This window comes from Kitasatospora sp. NPDC088351, assembly GCF_040685575.1.
In the GTDB taxonomy this organism is placed as follows: domain Bacteria; phylum Actinomycetota; class Actinomycetes; order Streptomycetales; family Streptomycetaceae; genus Kitasatospora.
Window position 1 is genome coordinate 1 of the sequence record NZ_JBFBIL010000042.1, and the last position, 23,475, is coordinate 23,475.

At 74.5% G+C, this 23,475-nt stretch carries 19 protein-coding genes; 14 read left to right on the forward strand and 5 right to left on the reverse strand.

The window, feature by feature from the left end:
• Positions 1-275 precede the first annotated feature (275 nt).
• The 9 genes from AB0P06_RS25540 to AB0P06_RS25580 all read left to right on the forward strand — a co-directional run bounded on the left by AB0P06_RS25540 (position 276) and on the right by AB0P06_RS25580 (position 11,522).
• A complete protein-coding gene (locus AB0P06_RS25540) occupies positions 276-1,670 on the forward strand; it encodes a histidine kinase (RefSeq protein WP_363611130.1) in 1,395 nt (464 codons plus the stop codon).
• A complete protein-coding gene (locus AB0P06_RS25545; RefSeq protein ID WP_363611132.1) occupies positions 1,622-2,287 on the forward strand; it encodes a response regulator transcription factor in 666 nt (221 codons plus the stop codon). The genes AB0P06_RS25540 and AB0P06_RS25545 overlap by 49 nt, the downstream gene beginning before the upstream one ends.
• 196 nt (positions 2,288-2,483) lie before the next feature.
• Positions 2,484-3,998, forward strand: a complete 1,515-nt coding sequence (locus AB0P06_RS25550) for a DUF2637 domain-containing protein (protein ID WP_363611134.1) — start codon at positions 2,484-2,486, stop codon at positions 3,996-3,998.
• Positions 3,999-4,110: 112 nt separating this feature from the next.
• On the forward strand, positions 4,111-5,400 hold the full coding sequence (locus AB0P06_RS25555) for an aldolase/citrate lyase family protein (protein WP_363611136.1): 1,290 nt from the start codon (positions 4,111-4,113) through the stop codon (positions 5,398-5,400).
• Positions 5,401-5,501: 101 nt separating this feature from the next.
• Positions 5,502-6,158 (forward strand): YigZ family protein, encoded by a 657-nt coding sequence (locus tag AB0P06_RS25560; protein ID WP_363611138.1) that lies wholly within the window; start codon positions 5,502-5,504, stop codon positions 6,156-6,158.
• A gap of 158 nt (positions 6,159-6,316) precedes the next feature.
• Positions 6,317-6,631 (forward strand): cupin domain-containing protein, encoded by a 315-nt coding sequence (locus AB0P06_RS25565; RefSeq protein WP_363611140.1) that lies wholly within the window; start codon positions 6,317-6,319, stop codon positions 6,629-6,631.
• A gap of 242 nt (positions 6,632-6,873) precedes the next feature.
• Complete coding sequence (locus AB0P06_RS25570) at positions 6,874-8,670, forward strand: hypothetical protein (RefSeq protein ID WP_363611142.1); 1,797 nt, start codon at positions 6,874-6,876, stop codon at positions 8,668-8,670.
• Positions 8,671-8,784: 114 nt separating this feature from the next.
• A complete protein-coding gene (locus tag AB0P06_RS25575; RefSeq protein WP_363611144.1) occupies positions 8,785-10,470 on the forward strand; it encodes a restriction endonuclease in 1,686 nt (561 codons plus the stop codon).
• Positions 10,471-10,742: 272 nt separating this feature from the next.
• On the forward strand, positions 10,743-11,522 hold the full coding sequence (locus AB0P06_RS25580) for a ZIP family metal transporter (protein ID WP_363611146.1): 780 nt from the start codon (positions 10,743-10,745) through the stop codon (positions 11,520-11,522).
• A 44-nt stretch (positions 11,523-11,566) separates the two neighbouring features.
• Here AB0P06_RS25580 and AB0P06_RS25585 read toward each other — a convergent pair whose 3' ends face one another.
• The gene (locus AB0P06_RS25585) at positions 11,567-12,472 is read right to left on the reverse strand and encodes a LysR family transcriptional regulator (RefSeq protein ID WP_363611148.1); all 906 of its coding nucleotides are present in this window, start codon (positions 12,470-12,472) and stop codon (positions 11,567-11,569) included.
• Between the two features lie 105 nt (positions 12,473-12,577).
• Between AB0P06_RS25585 and AB0P06_RS25590 the strand changes: the two genes are divergently transcribed.
• Entirely contained in the window at positions 12,578-13,519 is a 942-nt protein-coding gene (locus AB0P06_RS25590; protein WP_363611236.1) for an EamA family transporter, read from the forward strand.
• Here the strand turns inward: AB0P06_RS25590 and AB0P06_RS25595 are convergent.
• Positions 13,410-13,973 (reverse strand): MarR family transcriptional regulator, encoded by a 564-nt coding sequence (locus AB0P06_RS25595; protein ID WP_363611150.1) that lies wholly within the window; start codon positions 13,971-13,973, stop codon positions 13,410-13,412. The two genes, AB0P06_RS25590 and AB0P06_RS25595, sit on opposite strands and share 110 nt — an antisense overlap.
• 180 nt (positions 13,974-14,153) lie before the next feature.
• Between AB0P06_RS25595 and AB0P06_RS25600 the strand changes: the two genes are divergently transcribed.
• On the forward strand, positions 14,154-14,489 hold the full coding sequence (locus tag AB0P06_RS25600; RefSeq protein ID WP_363611152.1) for a DUF2218 domain-containing protein: 336 nt from the start codon (positions 14,154-14,156) through the stop codon (positions 14,487-14,489).
• A gap of 3 nt (positions 14,490-14,492) precedes the next feature.
• Here the strand turns inward: AB0P06_RS25600 and AB0P06_RS25605 are convergent, their stop codons facing one another.
• Together AB0P06_RS25605 and gabT are read right to left on the reverse strand one after the other, a co-directional pair.
• Positions 14,493-15,152, reverse strand: coding sequence for a phosphatase PAP2 family protein (locus AB0P06_RS25605; protein ID WP_363611154.1), 660 nt, complete (start codon positions 15,150-15,152; stop codon positions 14,493-14,495).
• Between the two features lie 484 nt (positions 15,153-15,636).
• On the reverse strand, positions 15,637-16,977 hold the full coding sequence (gene gabT / locus AB0P06_RS25610; protein ID WP_363611156.1) for a 4-aminobutyrate--2-oxoglutarate transaminase: 1,341 nt from the start codon (positions 16,975-16,977) through the stop codon (positions 15,637-15,639).
• A gap of 299 nt (positions 16,978-17,276) precedes the next feature.
• Here gabT and AB0P06_RS25615 point away from each other — a divergent pair, with 299 nt between their 5' ends.
• From AB0P06_RS25615 to AB0P06_RS25625, 3 genes are all read left to right on the forward strand, one after another.
• Positions 17,277-19,316 (forward strand): ATP-binding protein, encoded by a 2,040-nt coding sequence (locus AB0P06_RS25615; RefSeq protein ID WP_363611158.1) that lies wholly within the window; start codon positions 17,277-17,279, stop codon positions 19,314-19,316.
• 175 nt (positions 19,317-19,491) lie between these two features.
• The gene (locus AB0P06_RS25620) at positions 19,492-21,057 is read left to right on the forward strand and encodes a PucR family transcriptional regulator (RefSeq protein ID WP_363611160.1); all 1,566 of its coding nucleotides are present in this window, start codon (positions 19,492-19,494) and stop codon (positions 21,055-21,057) included.
• 189 nt (positions 21,058-21,246) lie between these two features.
• Positions 21,247-22,689 (forward strand): aldehyde dehydrogenase family protein, encoded by a 1,443-nt coding sequence (locus AB0P06_RS25625; protein ID WP_363611162.1) that lies wholly within the window; start codon positions 21,247-21,249, stop codon positions 22,687-22,689.
• Between the two features lie 63 nt (positions 22,690-22,752).
• Here AB0P06_RS25625 and AB0P06_RS25630 read toward each other — a convergent pair whose 3' ends face one another.
• Positions 22,753-23,418, reverse strand: coding sequence for an NAD(P)H-binding protein (locus AB0P06_RS25630; protein WP_363611164.1), 666 nt, complete (start codon positions 23,416-23,418; stop codon positions 22,753-22,755).
• Positions 23,419-23,475 lie beyond the last annotated feature (57 nt).

Here is a 23,475-nt window from a genome sequence, read left to right on the forward strand (position 1 = left end):
ACTGCAGGGGGGACCCTGTGGGAGAGTAGGACGCCGCCGAACAATCATTCCAGAGAACCCCCACCCGATTCCGGGTGGGGGTTCTCTGCGTTTACGGCTGTGTATTGCTGTGTATTTACGGCAGCGCGCGCAGGGCACGGCGGCAGCGGGGGTGGTGCTAAGTCCACCTCGGAACTGGGGTAGGACGGCCAGTGCCTCGGGCCGGCGGTGCAGGGAACACTGAGTCAGGACGATCGGTACCGGCATCAGGAGCACCCTTGACAACAGCGAGCCGAATGAGCGGCACGACGATGCGCGCCCAGACCGAGGCAGCCTTCCTGTCAGGTCGCCGGGCGCTGGCCCGGCTGGCACTGCTGGCGGTGGCGACGGTGCCGGCCATCGCGGTGCCGCTGGCGACGGCGCTGCTGGTGGGCGGGGCGGTCGCGTCGATCCTGCAGTACTACCTTCCGGCGGCGGTCCTGGTCGGTGTGCTGGTGGGGACGACCGCGGGGCTTGCGGCCGGCGGCCTGTTCGTCCGGCGCACGGCGAACCGGACGCGTGCTCAGCTGGAGCGCTGGTACGGCATCCGGCTGCCCGTCGAGTACGGCCCCCGGCCGGCGCTGGAGCTGGACGAGCGCGGTTACTGGTGGACCGGGTACTCGTATCACCGGTCCCACGCCGTGGCGAAGGTCGGGCAGCTGTTGCACTGGGCGGCCCGGGACCGGGCGACGCGCGCCGAGATCGGCTGGCTGGTGGTCAACCCGCTCGCGGCGGCCGCCCTGGCGGGCCCGGTGGCCGCTCTGCTCCTGATCGGTGCCGGCTACACCGTCGCGCAGCCGGTCTTCATGAACGGATTCGGGCCGTTGCCCCCGACGCTCGTCGGTCTCCTGGTGAACTCCGTGCTGGGGATCGCGCTGATCGTGCTCGGTGTGCTGGTGGCGCCGTACGCGGTGCGGGCCTACGCGGAGCTGGCGCGCAGGGTCCTGGACCAGGACGGGTGGTCCTCGCACGCCCAGCTCGCCAAGCGGGTGGCGGAGCTGACCGAGACCCGGGCGGACGCGGTGGGCAGCCAGGCGGCCGAGCTGCGGCGGATCGAGCGGGACCTGCACGACGGTGCGCAGGCCCGGCTGGTCGCGATCGGAATGACCCTGGGCACGATCGAGCACCTGATGGACACCGACCCGGCCGCCGCCCGGGAGCTTCTCTCGGAGGCCCGGCAGTCCTCCGCGCGAGCGCTCCAGGAACTGCGCGACCTGGTCCGCGGCATCCACCCGCCGGTGCTCGCGGAGCGCGGACTGGGCGATGCCGTCCGGGCGCTGGCGCTGGACAGCGCGCTGCCGACCGAGGTCTGCGTGAGCCTGCCGGACCGCCCGCCGGCGCCGGTCGAGGCGGCTCTGTACTTCAGCATCAGCGAGCTGCTGGCCAACGCCGCCAAGCACTCGGCCGCGGAGCAGGTCTGGGTGGACATCCTGTACCGGGCCGGCACACTGCGGATCACGGTGACGGACGACGGCATCGGCGTGGCGGACCCCACCCGGGGTACCGGCCTTCGCGGGATCGAACGGCGATTGGGTACCTTCGACGGTGTCCTCGCCATCGACAGCACGTCGGGCGGTCCGACCACAATCACCCTGGAGCTGCCGTGCGAGTTGTCCTCGCCGAGGACCTCTACCTCCTTCGCGAAGGCCTGATCCGGCTGCTGGAAGCGCACGGCTTCACCATCGCGGCCGCCGTCGAGACCGGCCCTGAGCTGCTGGACGCGCTGCTGACGCACCGTCCCGACGTGGCGGTGGTCGATGTGCGGCTGCCGCCGACGCTCACCGACGAGGGACTGCAGGCCGCGCTCAGCGCGCGCCGGGAGATCCCGGGCCTGCCGGTGCTGGTGCTGTCGCAGCACGTCCAGCAGCTGTACGCACGGGAGTTGCTGGCGGACGGCACCGGTGGGATCGGGTACCTGCTGAAGGACCGGGTGTTCAATGCCGGCCAGTTCATCGACGCGGTCCGCCGGGTGGCGGACGGCGGTACGGCGATGGACCCGGACGTGATCGCGAAGCTGATGCAGAGCACCGCCCGCCGCCCCGGTCCGCTCCAGCGCCTGTCGCCGCGCGAGCGGGAGGTGCTGGAGCTGATGGCGGAGGGCTGTTCCAACTCGGCCATCGCGGGCCGACTGGTGGTCAGCGACGGCGCGGTGGCCAAGCACATCGCCAATATCTTCACCAAGCTCGAACTCGCCCCGGCCGACGACGCGAACCGCCGGGTGCTCGCCGTGCTGGCCTATCTCAACGGAACGGTGGAGCGGAGCGGCTGACACCCCACCGGGTCCGCGTCCCCCGCGTGCGGCGGGCAGTGACACCCCGGGCTGCGAGAACGCTGAAACAGGTGTGCGAGTAAACTCCGGGGGGCCGAGCCCGGAGGTTGCTCAGCCGTCCGGCGCCCCGACACGTGGGAATCGGCAGCCGAGGCAGCGTACGGCAGCAGCCGACATCCAGGGGTTGATAGACGTAATGGCACGCCCATCGCTCACCAAGGCCCATCGGGTCCTGCTCGGCATGGTCGCGGCAGGGGCCTGCCTGATCTCGGGCATCGGTTTCGCGGGCTCGTACAACGCGGTGCGGGACCTGGCGGAGGAGAAAGGTTTCGGCACCTTCTCCTACGCGTTCCCCATCGGCGTGGACGCCGGTATCGTCGTCCTGCTCGCGCTGGACCTGGTCCTGACCTGGCTGCGGATCCCCTTCCCACTGCTGCGGCAGACCGCCTGGCTGCTGACGGTCGCCACCATCGCCTTCAACGCGGCCGCCTCCTGGGGCGATCCGCTGGGGATGGGCATGCACGCGGTCATCCCGGTGCTCTTCGTGGTCGTCGTCGAGGCCTCCCGGCACGCCGTCGGCCGGATCGCCGCGATCACCGCGGACCGCCACATGGAGTCCGTCCGGCTGATGCGCTGGGTGCTGTCGCCGGTGCCGACCTTCCGGCTCTGGCGACGGATGAAGCTCTGGGAGCTGCGCTCCTACGACGAGGTCGTCCGGCTGGAGCAGAACCGGCTGGTCTACCGGGCCCAGCTGCGCTTCCGCTACGGGCGCGGCTGGCGCCGTTCGGCGCCGATCCAGGCGCTGCTGCCGCTCAAGCTGGCCAAGTACGGGGTGCCGCTCGACCCGGCGGTACTCGACCGGCTGGACGACGAGACGCGCGAGGCCCGTGAGGCCAGGGAGCTGGCCGAGGGCCGTCCGGTGGCCGCGGCCATCCCATCGGGCGCCGCCGCCGACACCCAGCCGCAGCCCGGGCCCTCTTCCCCGGAGCAGCAGTCCCAGCCCCAGCCCCAGCCCCAGCCCCAGCCCCGACCTCAGACCCAGTCCCAGCACCCCGAGCCCGAACCGGCTCCGGCCGCCGTCGCGGCGGTGCCCGCCGAGGTGGCCGCGCCGGTGCTCGCCAAGCTCGCCGCGGTACGGCTGCGCGCCGCCCAGGAGCCGGCCGGGGACGCGGAGCAGGCACCGCCGCCGCCGAGGGAGGAGCTGAACGTCTGGACCGAGCGTCCGGTGCGGACCACCGGTCACCAGGACGACGGCACGACGGGCGGCCGGGTGCCGGGCCAGGCCTCCCCGTGGTTCAAGCCGCCGCGCCCGTCGACCCCGCTGCCCGTCCAGCAGGGGGTGGCGCAGGCCGACACCGCCACCCACGGCCACCCGGACGACGCCGAGTACGCCGACTTCCCGCAGGAGCCCGTGCTCCCGCAGGGTCCCGGCTCTCCCGAGGACACCGACCACCCGCGGCAGCCGGGCCACCCGGAGGACTCCGCGCCGCGCACCGTGCCGTCCCGGCTCGACCCCGAGCTGTGCTTCGAGGCACTGGTGACGTACATCGACACCTTCGAGCACCATCCCGACCCGCAGCGCCTCGCGGACTGGCTGACCAGGGAGTACGGCGTGACCGGCACCCGTCCGGACGGTTCGGTGAACCCGAAGGACGTCGCCGAGCTCTTCCCCGAGCTGCGCGACCGCTACGCCGCCGCCGGGAGGGAGTGACGCGTCGCGGCCGCCCGTCCACCGGGCCGCGGGCCATTGACGCCCGATTCCGGCGGGGCTACCTTCGCCGCAACAAATTGTTGAACTGATGGTTCGGCATGGAGGAGCGCGGATGTCGCAGGTCGCGGCGGACGGTCAGGGGCCGGTGGGCGGAGCCTCGTTCTCCCGCGCCGCCCGGGCCGCCGTGGAGGCGCTGCTCGCCCCGGTCGACGCCGACCTGACGCGTCGCTACCCGGGCGACCCCGGTACCCGGCAGCCGGTCCACACCGTCTACGTCCCGGCCGACGCCTTCACCGCCGGCACCGTCCGCGACTGGGGCCGCCAGGCCCTGGAGGCCTTCGACACCCACGCCGGCACCCCGGCCGAGCTGGCCCGGGCGCTCGGTGTACCGGACGACGCCCTGCTCGCGGACGTGCACGCCCGGGTCCGGGCCAAGCTGGTGCGGGAACCGGTCGAGGACCTGCGGATCGACTTCGAGGACGGCTACGGGCCGCGGCCCGACGCCGAGGAGGACGCGGCCGCCGTCCGCGCCGCCGGGCTGGTCACCGCCGCCGTGGCGGACGGCGGCGCGCCGCCGTACCTCGGCATCCGGATCAAGTGCCTTGAGGCGGCCGTCCGTGACCGCGGCATCCGCACCCTGGAGCTGTTCCTCGCCACCCTGCTGGCCGACGGCGGTCTGCCCGACGGCCTGGTCCTCACCCTCCCCAAGGTGACGTACGCCGAGCAGGTCACCGCGCTGGTCCGGCTGCTGGAGGACTTCGAGCGCGGCGCCGGCCTGCCGGCCGGGCGGCTCGGCTTCGAGATCCAGATCGAGACCACCCAGGCCGTCCTGGGCCCCGACGGCCGGGCCACGGTCGCCCGGATGATCGAGGCCGCCGAGGGCCGGGCCACCGGTCTGCACTACGGGACCTTCGACTACAGCGCCTCCTGCGGGGTCGGCGCCGCCCACCAGAGCCTGGACCACCCGGTCGCCGACCACGCGAAGGCGGTGATGCAGGTGGCCGCGGCCGGTACCGGCGTCCGGCTCTCCGACGGCTCGACCAACGTCGTGCCGACCGGCTCCACCGCCCGCGTGCACGCCGCCTGGAAGCTCCACCACGACCTGGTCCGCCGCTCGCTGGCCCGCGCGTACTACCAGGGCTGGGACATGCACCCGGCGCACCTGCCGACCCGCTACGCGGCCGTGTACTCCTTCTACCGCGAGGGTCTGGCGGCCGCCGCCGCCCGGCTGGCCGCCTACGTCGCCCGGACGGGCGGCGAGGTGCTGGACGAGCCCGCGACCGCCCGGGCGCTCAGCGGCCATCTGCTGCGCGGTCTGGACTGCGGCGCGGTCGACCCGGCCGAGGTCACCTCGCTGACCGGCCTGGACCGCATCCGGCTGGAGACCCTGGCCGGCCGCTGACCGGCCGACCCGCCGTCGACACGGCTTAGGCTGGCGGTACCGCCCGGACGTACCCGGCCGGTACCGCCAGCCTTCGTCGTCTCCGGGAGAACCACCGCGCCATGTCCGCCACGCCGGAGCCGACCCCCAGGACGTACCTCACCATCCGGCGCGACGGCAGCCACGAGACCGAGATCAAGAAGTCCCGGTTCATCTGCCATCTCGCCCGGGTCGCCGACGAGGAGGAGGCACAGGCGTTCATCGCCGGCATCCGCAAGCGGTACTGGGACGCCCGGCACAACTGCACCGCCTTCGTGGTCGGCGACGAACAGCGGCGCGAGCGCTCCAGCGACGACGGCGAGCCGGGCGGCACGGCCGGCGTGCCCATGCTGGAGGTGCTGCGCCGGCGCGGGCTGACCGACACGGTGGCCGTGGTGACCAGGTACTTCGGCGGGATCAAGCTCGGTGCGGGCGGCCTGGTGCGGGCCTACGGCAACGCGGTGTCGGCGGCGGTGGACGAGGTGGGCCTGCTGGAGCGGCGGCCGGTGGCGCTGCTGGCGGTGACGGCCGGGCACACCCGGGCCGGCCGGGTGGAGAACGACCTGCGGGCGGCCGGGTACACGGTGCGCGACCTGGCGTACGAGGCGGCCGGGGTGCGGATCGAGGTCGGCGTGCCGGAGCCCGAGGTGGCGGACTTCCACACCTGGCTGGCCGAGGCGACCGGCGGTACGGCGGTTGCGGTGGCGGCGGGCCGGACGTATGTCGAGGTGCCGGTCTGAACGTCGGACCCGTCGAACCGTCGGGTCCGTCGAATCCGACGGATCCGACCGGCGCGATGGTTTCGGACAGACTTTCGGACAGATCGGGGCCGGCTGGTTTCGACTGGCCGTCGCGGTTGCCTAGCCTGGTCCGACCGCCGATCAGGAAGCCGACCGAGATGACCCTCGTTCAGACCATCACCCTGCCCCCGGGGGCCAGCACCGGCTGGCACTACCATCCGGGCCGGGTCGAGGTGGTGGTGCTGTCCGGGACGTTGACCCGGACGCTGTACGACGGGCGGGTCGAGGTCACCCGTGCCGGGGGCTCGCTGGTCGAGGAGGCCGGCTCGGTCCACATCCACGTGGGCCGCAACCACGGGAGCGTTCCCGTGGTGCTGATCGCCAGCTACGACACCCCGGCGGGCTGCCCGCTGGCCGTGCCGGTGGCGGAGCCGGCGTGGAGCCGCAGCGGTACCGGGCCCGTCGGCACCTGAGCCGACCGCTCCCTGAGTCGCCCCCTGAACCGGCCCGCTGAGCCGGACGGCGACCGAAGCAGATGACGGCCCGTTCCGGCGGGCCGCTTGAGCAGATTCACTCGAACGTATTGACGTGGCCCGGAGTTGGAACTTCCGCTCCGGGCTGTGGCGTTTCCTGGGCAAGGATCCGGCCGAACCGGACGAAATGACCTCATCGATGGAGGACGAGAGACCCCACCCCGCACCACGGAGGTATGCGCATGACCTCGGACCGCTTCCCGTCGCCCGCCCGAGCCGAGCTGTTCGCCCCCCGGGGGCCCGCGACGCCCTACCGGATGACCGTCACCACCGCGCTCCCGCACGCCGATGCCGTCGCCCTGGCCGACCAGGGCCTGGGCGCCTGGCTGAAACAGGAAGGCTGCGAGGAGCCCCCGCCGGCCGTCCGGGAGCCCGTCGGCCCCGACACCCCTGACGCCCCGGACACCCCCGCCGAGCGCCTGCGGCTGGGTGACCGTGTCCTGCTCGACCGCGACCACGGCCCGCTGCGCGGCGGCCCGGGCACCGGCCGGTACCACCGCCGCCGGCTGCGCACCCCGGCGCCGCACGGCACCCACCAGCTCACCCTCACCATAGCGACCGGGGCCGAGGGCCCCACCTGGGTCCGGCTGGAGGCCGAGACGCACACCACCGGAAGCGGTGTGCGGACACCCTGCCGAGTGCCCGTGCCCGAGCTCGCCCGTACCCTGCTGCCCCTGCTCGACGCCACCGACGGCCCGGCCGCCGTCCACCTCTCCCCGCAGGTGCTGACCGCGGGCCAGGTCGGCGGTCTGATCGACGAACTCTGCGACCCGGAGCGCCGGCTGCCCACCGTGGTCGCCAGCGTCCCGGTCAACCTCGGGCTCGACCAGTGGCTCGCCGATGTCGTCCGCCCGCTCTGTCACCAGCTGCCCGGCCTCGCGACCGCCTACGTCCTGGACCCGGGCGCCCGCACCGAGTTCAACGTCGCCCTGGAGTACCACACCGTGTACGGCGGGGCGGTGCGCACCTACCTGCCCGAGGTCGACCCGGCCTCCCGGCAGGACGGCGCCCGGCACCCGGTACTGGCCCGTCAGCGGATAGAGGAGGACATCCGCCGCGCGGCCGGGCTGCTGGCCCGCGAGCCGCGCCGGCTCGCCGCCGAACAGCCGCTGCCGCCACCGCTGGCCGCCGTCCCGGTGCTCCGCGTGGCCCCGCCCTCCGGGGCGCGGGCGGACGCCGACCGGGCCGCTGCCGACGCCCGGGCCGAGCTGGCGGCGCTCGTCCGTGAGGAACGGCAGGACCGCGCCGAGCAGCAGGCCAGAGCCGACGAGCTGGAGCTGGTACGGCACAGCCTGCGCCGTGAGCGCCGCCGCGACCGCCGGCGGCCGGCGCCGGGTGACGAACAGGCCGGGGCACGCCACGGCGGTGCCCCGGTGCGGGGGATGACCGGCCGGCTCTGCGCCGGCCCCGGCGGTGCGGTCCTGCCCACCATGCCCGGCGGGCACTCCGGTCCGGTCGGCCCGGCCGGTTCCCCCAGCCACTGGATCGACGCCCCCGGGACGTTCACCGAGCTGATGACCAGACTGGGCGAGTTCCCGCTGCTCTCCTTCACGGGGGACCAGAAGACCACGCTCGCCCTCGACGGACTGCAGTGCGCCGGGGCCTCCTGGGCCCGGCTCACCTGGGACGGCCTGACGGCCCTCCAGGAGTACGCCGAAGCGGCGGTGCGCGGCGAGGCGGGCGGCGACTTCAAGCAGTGGTGCGAACGCACCCCGGCCGGCTGCCACCGCTTCCCGCCCCGCAAGGCGGTGCGCGGGGAGTCCCGGACGGTGTTCAGCCACACCAAGTGGAAACGGGAGCGGATGCTGCCGGTACCGGAGTGCGTGGACGTCTCCCGGCGTGCCTTCATGGGCGCACACCTGAGGATCGGCGGCGGTCGCACCGCACCCCGGCTGCACTACCTCGACGACTGCTCGGGCAGTGGCCGGATCTATGTCGGCTACATCGGTCTGCACCTGACCAACACCCGGACCAACTGAGAGGCTTGGCTGCCCGGTGCGCCCGTTCGGTGGACAATGTCCCGCAGGGGCAGGGCCGCGGGGTCGCCGGCCGCCCCGGGCAGGCGCCGGACGAGCATGGGGGAACGACGACCGATGCAGTACTCAGCAGACGGCCAGTCCGACGGCACCGCCACCGTCCCCGTGCCCCAACCGGGCTTTCTGGCCTCGGTCTTCCGTGATCTCGGCGCCGACGGGCCGGGCGGTGGCGAGGGGGACGCCGACGCCGGCGGTCGCAGCGGTGGCCGGGCCGACAGCCATGACGGTGGCGGTGGTGGCGGTGGTGGCGGTGGTGACGGACCGTCCGGGGAGGGCGTGGACGAGTCCGTCGCCGCCCACGCCCGGGCCGCCGCCCTGACCCACCACCGCACGCTCGCCGTCCGGACCGAGCGTGAGCGGCTGGCCGACCTGCTGCGGCGGGCCGCGCTGCCGGTCTCGGCCATGGACTTCGAGAGCCAGCTGCGCCGCTACGAGCCACGTCCCTACCGGGCGGCCGGCCCGGAGGCGGAGGCCGACGGCGCCGAGCCGCGCTGGGCCGACTTCGCTCCCGCCGAGCCGCCCGCGACCGACCCCGACGCGGCGCCGACCCGCCGCCTGCTCGACTCCGGTTACCAGCGCGAACTGGCCCAGGCCCGGCTGGCCCACCAGCGCGCCCTGCGGGAGTGGCGCACCCGGCAGGCCGAGGCCGGCAGCCCGGCCGCGGACGAGTCCCGGCGGGTCCACGAGGAGGCCGAGCAGGCCAGAGCGCGCGCGGTGCGTGAGTACAACCAGACCCTGGAGGAGTGCCGGCGGGCGTACCGGCTGGCCGAGCCGGCCGCCGTGGAGTCTCTGCTGGAGCGAGCGCTGGCCGCCGCCGAGACGGCCACCCAGGACCTCCCCGCGCCCTGCCGGGCCGTCTTCCGCCCGCTCACCCGCACCGCCGTGCTCGACCTCGACCTGCCGCCGCTCGACCTGGTGCCGTCGCTGACCGGCTACCGGCTCGGCGCGGACGGCGACATCCTGCCGGTGCCGCGCCCGCCGGCCGACCGGGCCACCGACTACCTCCGGCTGGTGGCCCGGCTGGCACTGCGCGCGCTGCAGGCCGCCGACGCCGTCGACACCGACGAGATACTGGCCGGGGTGGTGCTCAACGGCTGGCTGCGCGACCCCGGCGGGGCGGAGCCGCTCTGCCTGGTGAGCGTGGACGCCGACCGGGACGCGCTGGCCAGGACCAGACTGCTGCCGCCCGCCGCCCCCTACGAGGAGCACGACGGCGAGGGCGTGTACGCGGACGCCGAACAGGACGAGGCGCTGGTCCGGCTGCGCCAGCTCGGCGCCGCCGTCACCCCTGATCCCTACGCCCGGGCGGGCGTCGAACCGGCCGCCGTGGCGGGGGCCACGGTGCCGTCCGCGCCGGACCTCTCGGCGAACGAGTTCGCCCAGCTGGTCCGCGAACTGCTCACCTGCGGCGGGCTGGCGCAGTGGAGCGTACGGCTGCGCGGCCCGGCCGGGCTGGTGGCCACCGGCGAGGGGGCACCGGACAGCGCGCTGCCCGGCCGCTGGGTGGTCTGGGCCTCCCGGGGGCCCGGGCCGGTGGGGGAGGAGGAGATCAGGACGCTGGCGGAGGCGGTCCGCGAGGAGTCCGCCGAACGCGGCCTGCGCCTGACGACCGGCCGCTTCACCGACGAGGCCCTCGACCTCTCCGGGGAGGACGGACACCAGCACATCCACCTGGTCGACGGCGAGGGCGTACGCGAACTCGCCTGTACCCACCTCGGCCTGCCGCTCGCCGTCGGCCGGTAGACCGGCGGGCGCCCGCCGGGCCGGACACCGTGGTGCCTCACCCCGTCGGCCCGTCCGACGGGCGCCGGGCCGGGAGCGGCGTGACGCTGGGGGCGCGGGTGCCGGGCTGACCGGGCCCGGCCGGGCGGCGGCGCCCCGGGTAGCGGCCCGCATGGCCCGGCCGAGGGGTTGCCCGGCACCGGTCGGTGGTCGGCCCGGGCCCGGGCGGGACGCGGGGGAGGCGGGATGGGCGCGGTACCCGGTACAGCGGTACCCGGTGCGGGGGAGCGGCGGTGACCGCCGTCCTGGTCGCCGCCGGGGCGTTCCTGATGAAGCTGATCGGCGGTTACGTCGCCCAGCGCACCGGTGACCGGCGCCATCTGGTGCTCGGCTTCGCCGCCGGGCTGATGCTCGGCGTGGTGGCCTTCGACCTTCTGCCGGAGTCACTGCACGAGGCGCCGGCCGAGATCCACGGAGTGCCCCAGGCCCTGCTGATGTTCGCGGCCGGGTTCCTGACCATCCATGTCATCGAGCGCGCGGTCGCCATCCACCGCGGCCACGAGGGCGAGTACGCCGCCCACACCCACGGCCACCACCACGTCCAGGACCAGGTGACCACCGCCTCCGGCAACGGCTACCAGGGCGTCGGAGTGACCGCCGCGCTGGCCCTGGTCGGGCACAGCGTGATGGACGGCTTCGCGATCGGCGCGGCGTTCCAGGCCGGGACCACGGTCGGGACGGTGGTCGCCATCGCCGTGGTCGCGCACGACTTCGCCGACGGCTTCAACACGTACACGATCACCCGGCTGTACGGGAACGACCGGCGGCGGGCGCTGACGCTGCTCGCGGCGGACGCGCTCGCCCCGGTGACGGGCGCCGCGATCACCCTGCTCTTCACCATCCCCCACCATCTGCTCGGCCTCTACCTGGGCTTCTTCGCGGGCTTCCTGCTCTATCTGGCGACCTCCGACATCCTCCCCGAGGCGCACAGCCCGCACCCCTCCCGCAGCACCCTGCTCTGCACCCTCGTCGGGGTGGGCTTCATGTGGCTGGTGATCGGCCTCGCCGGATAGGGCCGGTCCGGCGGATCTCCGCCGGGCCCGCCCCGACCGGCCGGTCAGCAGGCCGGGGCGGACCACCGCTCCCGCATCGCGGCCAGCGCCTCGGTGATCGCCGGGCGCCGGGAGGCCTGGGTGCGCCAGAGGGCGAACACCCGGCGGGCGGGCTCCGGTACCACCGGCCGGGAGACCACCCCGGGCGGGAGGGCGCCCCGGCCGAGCCGCGGTACCAGGCCCATGCCCAGGCCCGCCGCGATCAGCGCGATCTGGGTCTCGAACTCGCCGACCTGGTACCGCACATCGGGCTCCTCGCCGGCCTCGCGCAGGGTGCGAACCAGCCAGTCGTGGCAGATGTTGCCCGGTGGCACGCTGATCCAGGGCTGCCCGCAGAGCCGCCGCACCGGCACCACGGCCGACCCGGCCAGCGGATCCCCGGCGGGCAGCAGCAGATCCACCGGGTCCGCGCCGAGGTCCATCCGGGAGAGCCCTTCCTGCACCGGCAGCGGCACGGTCGGCCAGTCCTGGACCAGCGCCAGGTCCACCTCGCCCCGTGCCACCAGCTCGGCCGCCGGGTACGGATCGCTTTCCAGCAGCCGGACGTCCAGCTCGGGGCAGCGCGCGCGCAGGTCGGCGAGCACGCCCGGCATCAGCCCCCGCGCGCCGGTGGCGAAGGCGGCGACCAGCAGCCGTCCGACCGCCTGGCCGCGCTGCTCCTCCAGCCGTACCTCGGCCCGCTCCACCAGCCCCAGCACCGCCTGCGCGGTGGCGGCCAGCTCGCGGGCGGCGTCGGTCAGCACCACGCCGCGGCCCTGACGCTCCAGCAGCACCGTCCTGGTCTCGCGCTCCAGCTTGGCGATCTGCTGCGAGACCGCCGACGGGGTGAAACCGAGCGAGGCCGCCGCTCCGCCGACCGAACCGTGCACGGCCACCGCGTGCAGTGCCCGCAGGCGCCCCAGATCCATCATGCAGCAATGTTAAACGGTTACCTTCAGAACTCATCGCTGGTGCTACACGATTTCGGCGGCCATGCTCGACCCATGACCACCGCACCCGCCGCCCCGGGCGGCAGCATGAGCCCGCGTCACATCGCCCTGGCCGTGCTGGTGGCCGCCGTCTGGGGCCTCAACTTCGTCCTCATCCACGTCGGCCTGGAGAACTTCCCGCCGCTGCTCTTCTGCGCCCTGCGGTTCGCCGTCGTGGCCGTCCCCGCGGTCTTCTTCGTCGGCCCGCCCAAGGTGGCCCGGCGGTGGGTCCTCGCGGTCGGCCTCACGCTCGGGGTGGTCAAGTTCGGCCTGCTCTTCCTGGGCATGCACGCCGGGATGCCCGCCGGGCTCTCCTCCCTGGTCCTCCAGGGCCAGGCCGTCTTCACCGTGCTGTTCGCCGCCGTCCTGCTGCGGGAACGGCCCGGCGGGCAGCGGCTGGCCGGACTGGCGGTCGCCTTCTCCGGCATCGGCCTCAGCGCGGTCGACCGCGGCCTCGGCGGCCCGCTCGGCGCCTTCGTCCTGGTCGTCCTCGCCGCGCTGGCCTGGGGGCTCTCCAATGTGCTGACCCGCCGGGCCGCGCCGCCGGACGCCCTGCGCTGGATGGTCTGGGTCAGCGCCGTTCCGCCGCTGCCGCTGCTGGGGCTCTCCCTGCTGGTCGAGGGCCCGGCCGCCGACCTGCGGGCGCTGCGCGACATCACCCCCGCCGGCCTGGGCGCGATCGGGTACGTCGGGCTGGTCTCCACTCTGTTCGGCTTCGTCGCCTGGAGCTTCCTGCTGCGCAGCTACGACGCCACCGCCGTCGCGCCCTACTCGCTCCTGGTCCCGGTGTTCGGGATGTCCTCGGCCTGGCTGCTGCTCGGCGAGCGGGTCGGCCCGCTCGCCGCCGGCGCCGCGCTGCTGGTGATCGCCGGGATCGGGATCACCGCGCTGCGCCCGGGGGCGCTGTCCGCCGTGGTGGCGTGGCGGCCGCGTAGCGGCTCTCGGCGGAGCGCAGCACTCGCAGCAGCACGTCCTGGTCGGCGGGGCTGACCTGGCCGAAGTACTCCTGCGCCACCTCGTGCCGGACCTGCCCGATCCGCTCCACCGCCGACCGGCCGGCCTCGGTCAGCAGGATCCGGACGGCGCGTCGGTCGGCCGGGTCCGGGCTGCGTTCGACCAGGCCCGCCTCCTCCAGCGCGTCGACCACGGTGGTGGCCGAGCGGGGGGCGATGTGCAGCCGGTCCGCGAGGTCGCTCAGCCGCATCGCCCGGTCCGGCAGCTCGCAGCCGGGTGCGTGGGCGAGGGTGCGCAGGGCGCGGCCCTGACCGGGGGTGATGCCGTAGGGCTCCAGTCGCTCGCTGGTGCGGCGCCGGATCCGTTTGATCGCCCGGGTCATCGCGTCGGCGAGCTCGGCGGCGGTGTCCTGCGGGGCCGGCGCCGGGGCGTCCGGCGGGTCCGGGGTGGGGGAGGAGCTCGCCGCGTCGTCGGTCGGCGTGGTGGTCATGGGCGGTCTCCTCGGCAGGTGTCCGCCCCAGGGTATCGGCCGGTTCCGGCCGTGGGGCGGGGGCGTGGACCGGCCCCGGGCGCGCGGATCCGGAAAGATGTTGAGCAAGGCTCAGTATCTGGGTTAGCGTAGCCCCGAGTGAGGGCACCCTAAGTTCCCTCCCAGGATCCTGGAGGACCAGTGCCCCGCTCCGAAGCCCGCGTCACCACCGACCGTTCCGCCCGCTACGCCAAGCAGCTCGCCAGCCACATGGGCCGCAAGATCGAGGCCCACTGGTCCGAGGAGACCGGCCGCGGCACCCTCGCCTTCGGCGCCGGCACCGCCACCCTGGAGGCCACCCCCGACGCGCTGCTGCTCGCCGTCGAGGGCGAGACCGAGAAGCTGCCCGGCCTGGAGGACGTGGTCGGCCGCCACCTCGTCCGCTTCGGCAGCCGCGACGAACTGGTCGTCGAATGGCACCGTGACAACGGCGAGCCCGGTCTCGTCCACCGCAACGACGAGCCCGCCGAGGGCTGACGACTACGCCCGCCGCCCGGCTCCCCGGGGCAGCCGGCGGGCGAGAGCCCACAGCACCAGGCCGCCCAGGCACCAGCTGGCCACCACGTCCAGCAGCCAGTGGTAGTCGCTCCACAGCAGTCCGAGACCGACGCCGACCGAGAGCAGCACGGCGCCCGCGGTCAGCCGCCGCCCCGCGCGGGCGCCGACGGTACGGGCCACCAGCAGCGCGGCGACGCCGTACGCCAGGGTCGCGGTGGCCGTGTGCCCGGACGGGTACCAGCCCCACTGGTCCGCCGCCAGCGGCACCCCGAACGGGCCGGGCCGGGCGAACCAGGCCTTCGCCGGGACGACCAGCAGCGGGATCAGCCCGGTCGTCAGCACCGCCACCACCGCCGGCAGCCACCAGCGCGGCACCCCGGCCCGGCGGGACCGCCCGGCGGCCAGCGCGCCACCGGCGAGCAGCACCGGGACCGCCGGGACGGAACTCCCGAGGTCCGACAGCGCCTTGCCGAGGTGGTTGAGCATGGTGCTGTGCAGGTCGTGCCTGGCCGCCCGGACGGTGTGCCGGGCCCAGTGGTCCAGACCGAGCAGCGGGCCGTCGACGGCCACCTGCCAGGACACCAGCACCAGCACGACCGCGAGCACCAGCGGCAGCGCGACCGATCCGGCCAGGCGGCCCACGACGCGAGATGGCCGCCCCGGAGCAGGGGGGGTAGCTCCGGGGCGGCTCTGACGATCGCCGTTCCGTGCGCCCCGGGGGGTGTGGGCCGGACGGTCGGTCGATCGGTCTTCGGTGTGCGCCGCCTTCTCCGGGGCGGCCCGGTCGTCCTCGCGGACGACTCGCGGATCCGCCGGCGAGGGCGGTGCCGCGGACCGGTCCGCCAATGGCTGAGGCTCGCTGTCCATCTGTCATGACCCTACGTCAACGGATTTGCCCCGCCGAGGAGCTTCGGCGATTCCGCACAGCATCTTCACCGCCCGCCGGGCCAGGCCGCGGCGTCCCCCGTACAGCTGCCCGAACCGGCTCGAACCCGCTCGAACGGCCGAACGTAACGAACCGGCGGTGCAGACCGAACGGCCCGCGAGGACCAGAGGTCCCCACGGGCCGTTCAGCGCTGTCCGGACATCCCTCCGGCGGGTGTGTCACCTGTCGGGCTCCACCGGCTCAGAGAGCGGCGAAGGCGCCCTCCAGGATGTCCAGGCCCTCGTTGAGGAGGTGCTCCGGGATGACCAGCGGCGGCAGGAAGCGCAGCACGTTGCCGTAGGTGCCGGCGGTCAGCACGACCAGGCCCTCGGCGTGGCAGGCCTTGGCGATGGCCGCGGTGGCCGCCGCGTTCGGCTCCTTGCCACCCGGCTGCACCAGCTCGACGGCGATCATCGCGCCGCGGCCGCGGACCTCGCCGATGATGCCGAACTTCTCCTGCATCTCCCGCAGACGGCCCAGCATGATCTCGCCGATCCGCTGCGCCTTGCCGTTGAGGTCCTGCTCCTTCATGGTCTCGATGGCGCCCAGCGCGGCGGCGCAGGCCACCGGGTTGCCACCGTAGGTGCCGCCCAGGCCGCCGGCGTGCGCGGCGTCCATGATCTCGGCGCGACCGGTCACCGCGGACAGCGGCAGACCGCCGGCGATGCCCTTGGCGGTGGTGATCAGGTCCGGGACGATGCCCTCGTCGTCACAGGCGAACCACTGGCCGGTACGGCAGAAACCGGTCTGGATCTCGTCCGCGACGAAGACGATGCCGTTGGCCTTCGCGAACTCCACGATCGCCGGCAGGAAGCCCTTGGCCGGCTCGATGAAGCCGCCCTCGCCCTGGATCGGCTCGATGATGATCGCGGCGACGTTGTCGGCGCCGATCTGCTTGTTGATGGTCTCGATGACCTGCGCGGCGGCCTCGGCGGCGGCGTTCTCCGCACCGGTCAGCCAGCGGTACGGGTAGGCCACCGGCACCCGGTAGATCTCCGGGGCGAACGGGCCGAAGCCCTGCTTGTACGGCATGTTCTTCGCCGTCAGCCCCATGGTGAGGTTGGTCCGGCCGTGGTAGCCGTGGTCGAACACCACGATGGCGGTGCGCTTGGTGTAGGCGCGGGCGATCTTCACCGCGTTCTCGACCGCCTCGGAGCCCGAGTTGAACAGCGCGGTGCGCTTCTCGTGGTCGCCCGGGGTCAGCTCGTTGAGCTGCTCGGCCACGGCCACGTAGCCCTCGTACGGGGTCACCATGAAGCAGGTGTGGGTGAAGGCGGCCAACTGCTCGGTCGTCCTGGCCACCACGGCCTCGGCGCTGTTGCCGACGTTGGTCACGGCGATGCCGGAACCGAAGTCGATCAGCGAGTTGCCGTCCACGTCCTCCAGGACGCCCCCGTTGGCACGGGACACGTACACCGGCAGGGTGGTGCCGACGCCGGCCGCCACCGCACCCAGCTTGCGGGCCTGCAGCTCCTGCGACTTCGGACCGGGGATCGCGGTGACCAGGCGGCGCTCCTGCGGGAGCGGCGTTGCGGCGCTCATGGGTTTCTCCAGACTTCTCGGCTCGGTGCTTCGCAGGCTACGGCCGCCCTCCCCGGCCGGGCATGCGCCACTCGGTAGCACTCAGCCGTCCGACTTGTCCGAGGCGGCCAGCGCGGGTAGTGCGACGGCCCGGCGGCTTCGCTCCACTACATTGAGCGCGGGCGTGTCGCCGGTGCGGCGGCATGGGTATGGCGGCACCGACGACGTCGGGCCGGGCGGGCGAGGGAGCGGGGCCGTACATGGGACTGGACGGGGCGCGGAGCCACGGCGAGCGGGCGACAGCCCCACCCCCTGCACCCATGCCCCACCAACGCCCCCACCGCCCGACGGGTGCGGCCGGGCCCGCCTTCGACCTCTCCGCCTGGGTCGCGGCCCCGCGGCCGGAGGCCGCCCCCGGCATCTACCGGCAGGGCTACCGGCAGATCGACCCCGACCGGGCGGAGGCCGGCAGGGTTCCGACGTGGCCGTTGCTCCTTCGTGCGGTGCTGAACGCAGTGGTGGGGTGGTTCGCCTACCTGTACGGAACACAGTTGCTGACGTATGTACTCGTCTGGTTCGGGGGGCAGACAGGCATCGGGCCCCTCGCCGAACCGTCTGAGTCCGAGGCCATGCTCACCCTCCTGGTCGTCAACGCGGTCGTCCTCGCCGTCGTGATCAAGGTCTTCGGCCGGATGGGCCGCTGGCCGGAGGTGTGGCGGCGCTACGTGGCGCCGCTGCTGTCGCGCACCGTGACCCAGGAGGCGCCCGCGGCGGACGCCGAGGTGGCGGAGGCGGCGGCCCGGTCGGCCGACCCCTGGGTCGTGCTGCGGGCCGGCGGGGCAGGCGTGGCCGCCGGGCGGCTGGACGGGGAAGCGGTCGGCGACATCGACTACGTGCGGATTCGGCAGGCGTGGGAGTTGGCGCAGGCGGATCCGGTGTTCGTGCCGGCCTTCGTCGCCCAGGTGGCGGCCCGCGGCGCGGCGGCGTTCGCGCACCCCTCCGAGGTGCGGGAGCTGCCGGGGCGGGACGAGCAGCACGATCTGCTGCTGCGTCAGGTCCGGCTCGGCACCACCCAGGACGTGCCGAAGAACCCGCTGACGCACCGGGCCGCCGGCTTCGCGCTGGACCCGGCCGTGCTCGGCACCTCGCTGCTGGCGGTCGGCCCGGCCGGGACGGGGAAGACGGCGCGGCTGGCCCGGCCGGTGGCCGAGGCGCTCTGCCTGCAGGCACTGGCCGGCACGGCGTGCGCGGTGGTGATCGGATCGGCGGAGGCGGACCTCGGGCCGGACGCCTGGTACGACGTGGTGATCGCCCCGGGCGACCCGGGCTCGGCGTACGGCCTGGACCTCTACGGCGCGGCGCGGGATCCGGACGAGGCGGCCGCCCGGCTGGCCGAGGCGCTGCTGCCGGACGAGTTGACGGCCCGCGCGGAGAGCGCCCGGACGGCGCTTCAGCAGGTGGTCGGCCCGTTCCACGCCGCGTACGGCCGCTACCCGGGTGTGCGCGAACTGCGGGCGCTGCTCGGGGGTGAGACGGAGGCGCTGGGCGCCCTGGCGAAGGCGCTCGGGACGGCCGGCCGGCTGGCCCTGTACGAGCGGGACCTGGCCCACCGTGAGCGCCAGCGGGGCCGGGCGGACGATCCGGGGGCGCTGTTGGCGGACCGGTTGGCGCTGCTGGACCGCCCGGCCTTCGAGGGGGCGTTCGCGACCGACGGGACCGGTCGGCCGCCGTTCGCGATGCGGGTGCTGGACCACCCGCTGCGGGTGCGGGTGAAGCTGCCCGAGCGCGGTCACCCGGAGGCGGCGCGGATGCTCTCGCGGCTGGTGGTGGGCCAGTTCGTCCAGGCCGCCGGCGTTCGCGAGGACCGGTCGCTCTTCGCCGGCCTGGTGGTGGACGACGTCTCGGCGGCGCTGGACGCCCACACCGTCCGGGGTCTGCAGCGGATGCGCGGGGCCAACGCGGGCGCCGTGCTGCTGCTGCGGACCCTGGTGGACCTGCCGGAGGCGCTGCGGGCGCCGCTGTTCGGCGCGGTCGGCTGCCGGATGGCGTTCCCGGGGATCGCGCCGTGGGACGGGCGGCTGTTCTCCGAGGCCTGGGGTACGCATCTGGTCCGCGAGACGGCGGTGACGCACACTCCGGACACCTCGGGCGGCCTGCTGCGCCGGGCCGGGCGGCTGGGGCGCAAGGCGTTGTCGGGGACCACGGCGCAGACCGAGTCCGTCACCACCCGGGAGGTGGAGCGGCTGCGCTGGTCGCCGTCGGACCTCGCGCACGCGCTGCCGGCGGGGCACGCGGTGGTGTCGCTGACAGCGGTGTCGGGGGAACAGGTGCCGCCGTTGCTGGTGGACCTGCGGGACTGAACCGGCGGGCCGCGTTCCGCCGGGACGGCGCCCCCAGGTATCGCCTCGGAGGTGGATTCGGCAGTGCCGGTTGTCCGGAGCGTCCATAATGAAGGGGAGAGACCCTCGTCAGACCCTCCGCCCCTCTCCTCGCCCGGCCGCAACGGCGCGGTCGGGTCGTTCCCCCGAAGGTGCCATGCCTCCCACACTCGCCTCCGTCGTCCGCAACACCTCGCTCCATCTGACGGTCCTCGCCGGTGGGGACCATCTGGAACGGCCGGTCCGCTGGGTGCACACCAGCGAGCTGGACGATCCGACGCCGTTCCTCGAGGGTGGTGAGCTGCTGCTCACCACCGGGATCAAGCTGGGCCGCACCGCCGCCCGGCTCCAGGCGTATGTGCACCGGCTGGCCGACGCGGGCGTGGTGGGGCTGGGCCTCGGCGTGGGCCTGTCGCACACGGAGGTGCCGCAGCCGCTGGTGGACGCGGCCGCCCAGCGCGGGCTGCCGCTGCTGCGGGTGCCGGAGCCGACGCCGTTCATCGCGATCAGCAAGGTGGTCTCGGCGGCGCTCGCCGCCGAGCAGTACGAGGCGGTGACGACCAGCTTCGAGGCGCAGGAGGAGCTGACCCGGGCGGCGCTCGGCAAGGACGGCACCACGGCGGTGGTCCGCCGGCTGGCGGCCCGGCTGGGCGGCTGGGCGGCGCTGTACGACGGTTCGGGCGCGCTCTCGGTGGTGGCTCCGGACTGGGCGGCCCGCCGGGCCGGCCGGCTGGCGGCCGAGGTGGACCGGCTGCGCCGCCGTCCGGCGCCGTCGAGCGCCGCGTTGCAGGGCCGTTCGCCGGGGATAGACACGGCGGACGAGGACTACGTGGTGGTCCAGTCGCTGGGCGCGGACCGCCGGGCGAGGGGTTTTCTCGCGGTCGGTACCGAGGACCGGATCACCCCGACCGAGCGGTATGTGCTGAACGCGGCGGTGGCGCTGCTGACCCTGACCCTGGAGCGTTCCCGGGAGCTGCGGCAGGCCGAGGAGCGGATGGGCGCCGCGCTGCTGCGGATGGTGCTGGCGGGCGAGGTGGGGACGGCCCGGCAGGTGGCGGTCGGGCTGTTCGGCGGTCTGCCGGAGGGGACGATACGGGTGATGGTGGCCGGTGCCGCGCAGGGCGTGGACGCCGCGGAGGCGCTCGGGGAGCTGGGCGACCGGGCCGAGCAGGCCGGCGCCCGGGTGGGGGAGAAGCTGCTGGTGGCGCGGGAGGACGGCGCGCACGGGCCGCGGCTGATGGTGCTGGCGCTGGACAACGGCGCGGTGCACCGGGCCTGTCTCGGCGCGGTGGAGGAGCACGAGGGCCTGTCGTTGGGCGTCTCGGCGCCGGCCGGGCTGGAGGAGTCGGGTACCGCTCACGCGCAGGCCGAGCGGGCGCTGGCGGTGGCGCTGCGCGGTGGCCGCCGTTCGGTGGACCACGAGGAGGTCGGCGCGGGTTCGCTGCTGCCCCTGCTCGGCGAGGACGCCGTGACGGCCTTCGCGGAGGGGCTCCTGCGTCCGCTGCGCGAGCACGACCGCACCGCGCGCGGCGACCTGGTGGCCTCGCTGCGGGCCTGGCTGTCCAGACACGGGCAGTGGGACGCGGCCGCCGCCGATCTGGGCGTGCACCGGCACACCCTGCGCTACCGGATGCGGCGGGTCGAGGAGCTGCTCGGCCGTTCGCTGGACGACACCGATGTGCGGATGGAGCTCTGGCTGGCGCTGCGTTCCGGCGAGGAGTGACGGGAGCGACCGGAACGGCGGAAGCGGCGGAAGTCGCGGGAGCGGCGGGCCCGCTGGACGTGGTGGAGTGGCGGCGCCCGCGAACGCTACTCGGTGGCCAATCCGGTCGGCGCGCCGCCGCCCCTACCCTCGGTTCAGGTCCCACGTTCGTGGGGCCCTGAGGACGACGAGGAGAGGGCCGGTACCACGGTGACCACCACGTACGATTTCTGGCTGGCCGGCCGCCGGGCGAGCGGCGACACGGACTTCGAGGTGTACAACAGCTGGGACGGCCGCCTGGTCGGCAAGGTCGGCATCCCGAGCGAGGCCCAGGTCGAGGAGGCGCTGGACGCCGCCGTCGCCGCGCTGCCGGTGTTCGCCGCGACCCCCGCGCATGTCCGCGCCGCCGCGCTGGACCACGTGGCCAAGCGTCTGGCCGAGCGCACCGAGGAGATCGCCCAGCTGATCACCGCCGAGAACGGCAAGCCGATCAAGTGGGCCCGCGGCGAGCTGGGCCGGGCCGTCTCCGTCTTCCGCTGGGCCGCCGAGGAGGCCCGCCGTACCAACGGCGAGACCATGCGGCTGGACACCGACCCGGGCGGCACCGGCCGCTTCGCGGTGGTGCGCCGCTTCCCGCGTGGTGTGGTGCTGGGCATCGCCCCGTTCAACTTCCCGCTGAACCTGGTCGCCCACAAGGTGGCCCCGGCGATCGCGGTCGGCGCCCCGATCATCCTCAAGCCGGCTCCGGCCACCCCGCTCTCCGCGATGGTGCTGGGCGAGATCCTGGCCGAGACCGATCTGCCGGCCGGCTCCTGGAGCATCCTGCCGGTGCCGAACGACCGGATGCCCGCCCTGGTTCAGGACCCGCGCCTGCCGGTGATCTCCTTCACCGGTTCGGACAAGGTCGGCTACCAGATCATGGACTCGGTGCCGCGCAAGCACACCACCCTGGAGCTCGGCGGCAACGCCGCGGCCGTGGTGCTCGCCGACTGGTCCTCGGAGGAGGACCTGGACTGGGCCGCCGCCCGGATCGCGATGTTCGCCAACTACCAGGGCGGCCAGTCCTGCATCTCGGTGCAGCGGGTGATCGCCGACGCGTCCGTCTACGACGCTCTGGTGGAGAAGGTCGTGGCCAAGGTCAAGGCCCAGGTCACCGGTGACCCGAACGACGAGGCCACCGAGGTCGGCCCGCTGGTGGACGAGAACGCCGCCAAGCGGGTGGAGTCCTGGGTGGACGACGCGGTCGCCAAGGGCGCCAAGGTCCTCACCGGCGGCACCCGCGAGGGCGCGACCTACGCCCCGACCGTGCTGGCCGAGCTGCCGGCCGACGCGATCCTGGCGAAGTCCGAGGTGTTCGGCCCGGTCCTGTCGCTGCACCGGGTGGAGGGCACCGACGAGGCCTTCGCCGCCGTCAACGACTCCGCCTTCGGCCTGCAGGCCGGCGTGTTCACCCATGACCTGCAGACCGCCTTCCGCGCCCACCGGGAGCTGGAGGTCGGCGGCGTGATCATCGGTGACGCCCCCTCCTACCGCGCCGACCAGATGCCGTACGGCGGCGTCAAGGACTCCGGCGTCGGCCGCGAGGGCGTCAAGTACGCGATGGACGACTACACGGTGGAGAAGGTCCTGGTCCTCACCGGCCTCGACCTCTGATCCGGCCGTAGCGGGGGCCCGGCACCGCGCGCGGTGCCGGGCCCCCGGCGTGTCGTGGCGGCCTCAGCCGCGCCCGGTCACGGCCGCGACGGCCTCGGCCACGGTGGTGTCGCCCGAGACCAGTTCCAGCGTCCGCCCGGCCGTGCCCGGTTCGTGCAGCAGCGCCGCCAGCACGGCGGCCACGTCGGCCCGGTCCACCGCGCCGCGCCCGGCCGAGGGGGCGAGCCGGACCAGGCCGGTGCCCGGGCCGTCGGTGAGCCGGCCGGGGCGCAGCACCGTCCAGTCCAGCGTGGTGCGGGCCCGGACGGCGTCGTCGGCCGCGCCCTTGGCCCGCAGGTAGGTCTCGAAGACCGGGTCGGCGGGGTAGCGGGCCGCGGCGTCGGCGCCCGTCGAGGAGATGATCAGGTAGCGCCGGACGCCGGCGAGTTCGGCGGCGTCGGCGAGCAGGACGGCCGCGTCGCGGTCGACGGTGTTCTTCCGGGCGGCGCCGCTGCCCGGACCGGCTCCGGCGGCGAAGACCACCGCGTCGGCGCCGGTGAGCAGCCGGGCGAGCTCGGGGGCGGTGGCGGCCTCCAGGTCGAGCGTCAGCGGCTCGGCGCCGGCGTCCACCAGGTCCCCGGCCTGTTCGGGCCGGCGGATGATCCCGGCGGGCCGGTCGCCGCGCTCGGCGAGCAGCCGCTCCAGCTTGAGCGCGATCTGTCCGTGGCCCCCCGCGATGACGGTACGCATGGCTCCGACGGTAGCCGGGGGGTGTCCCGGCGTCCTGTGGAGGCCGCCGGGCAGGAC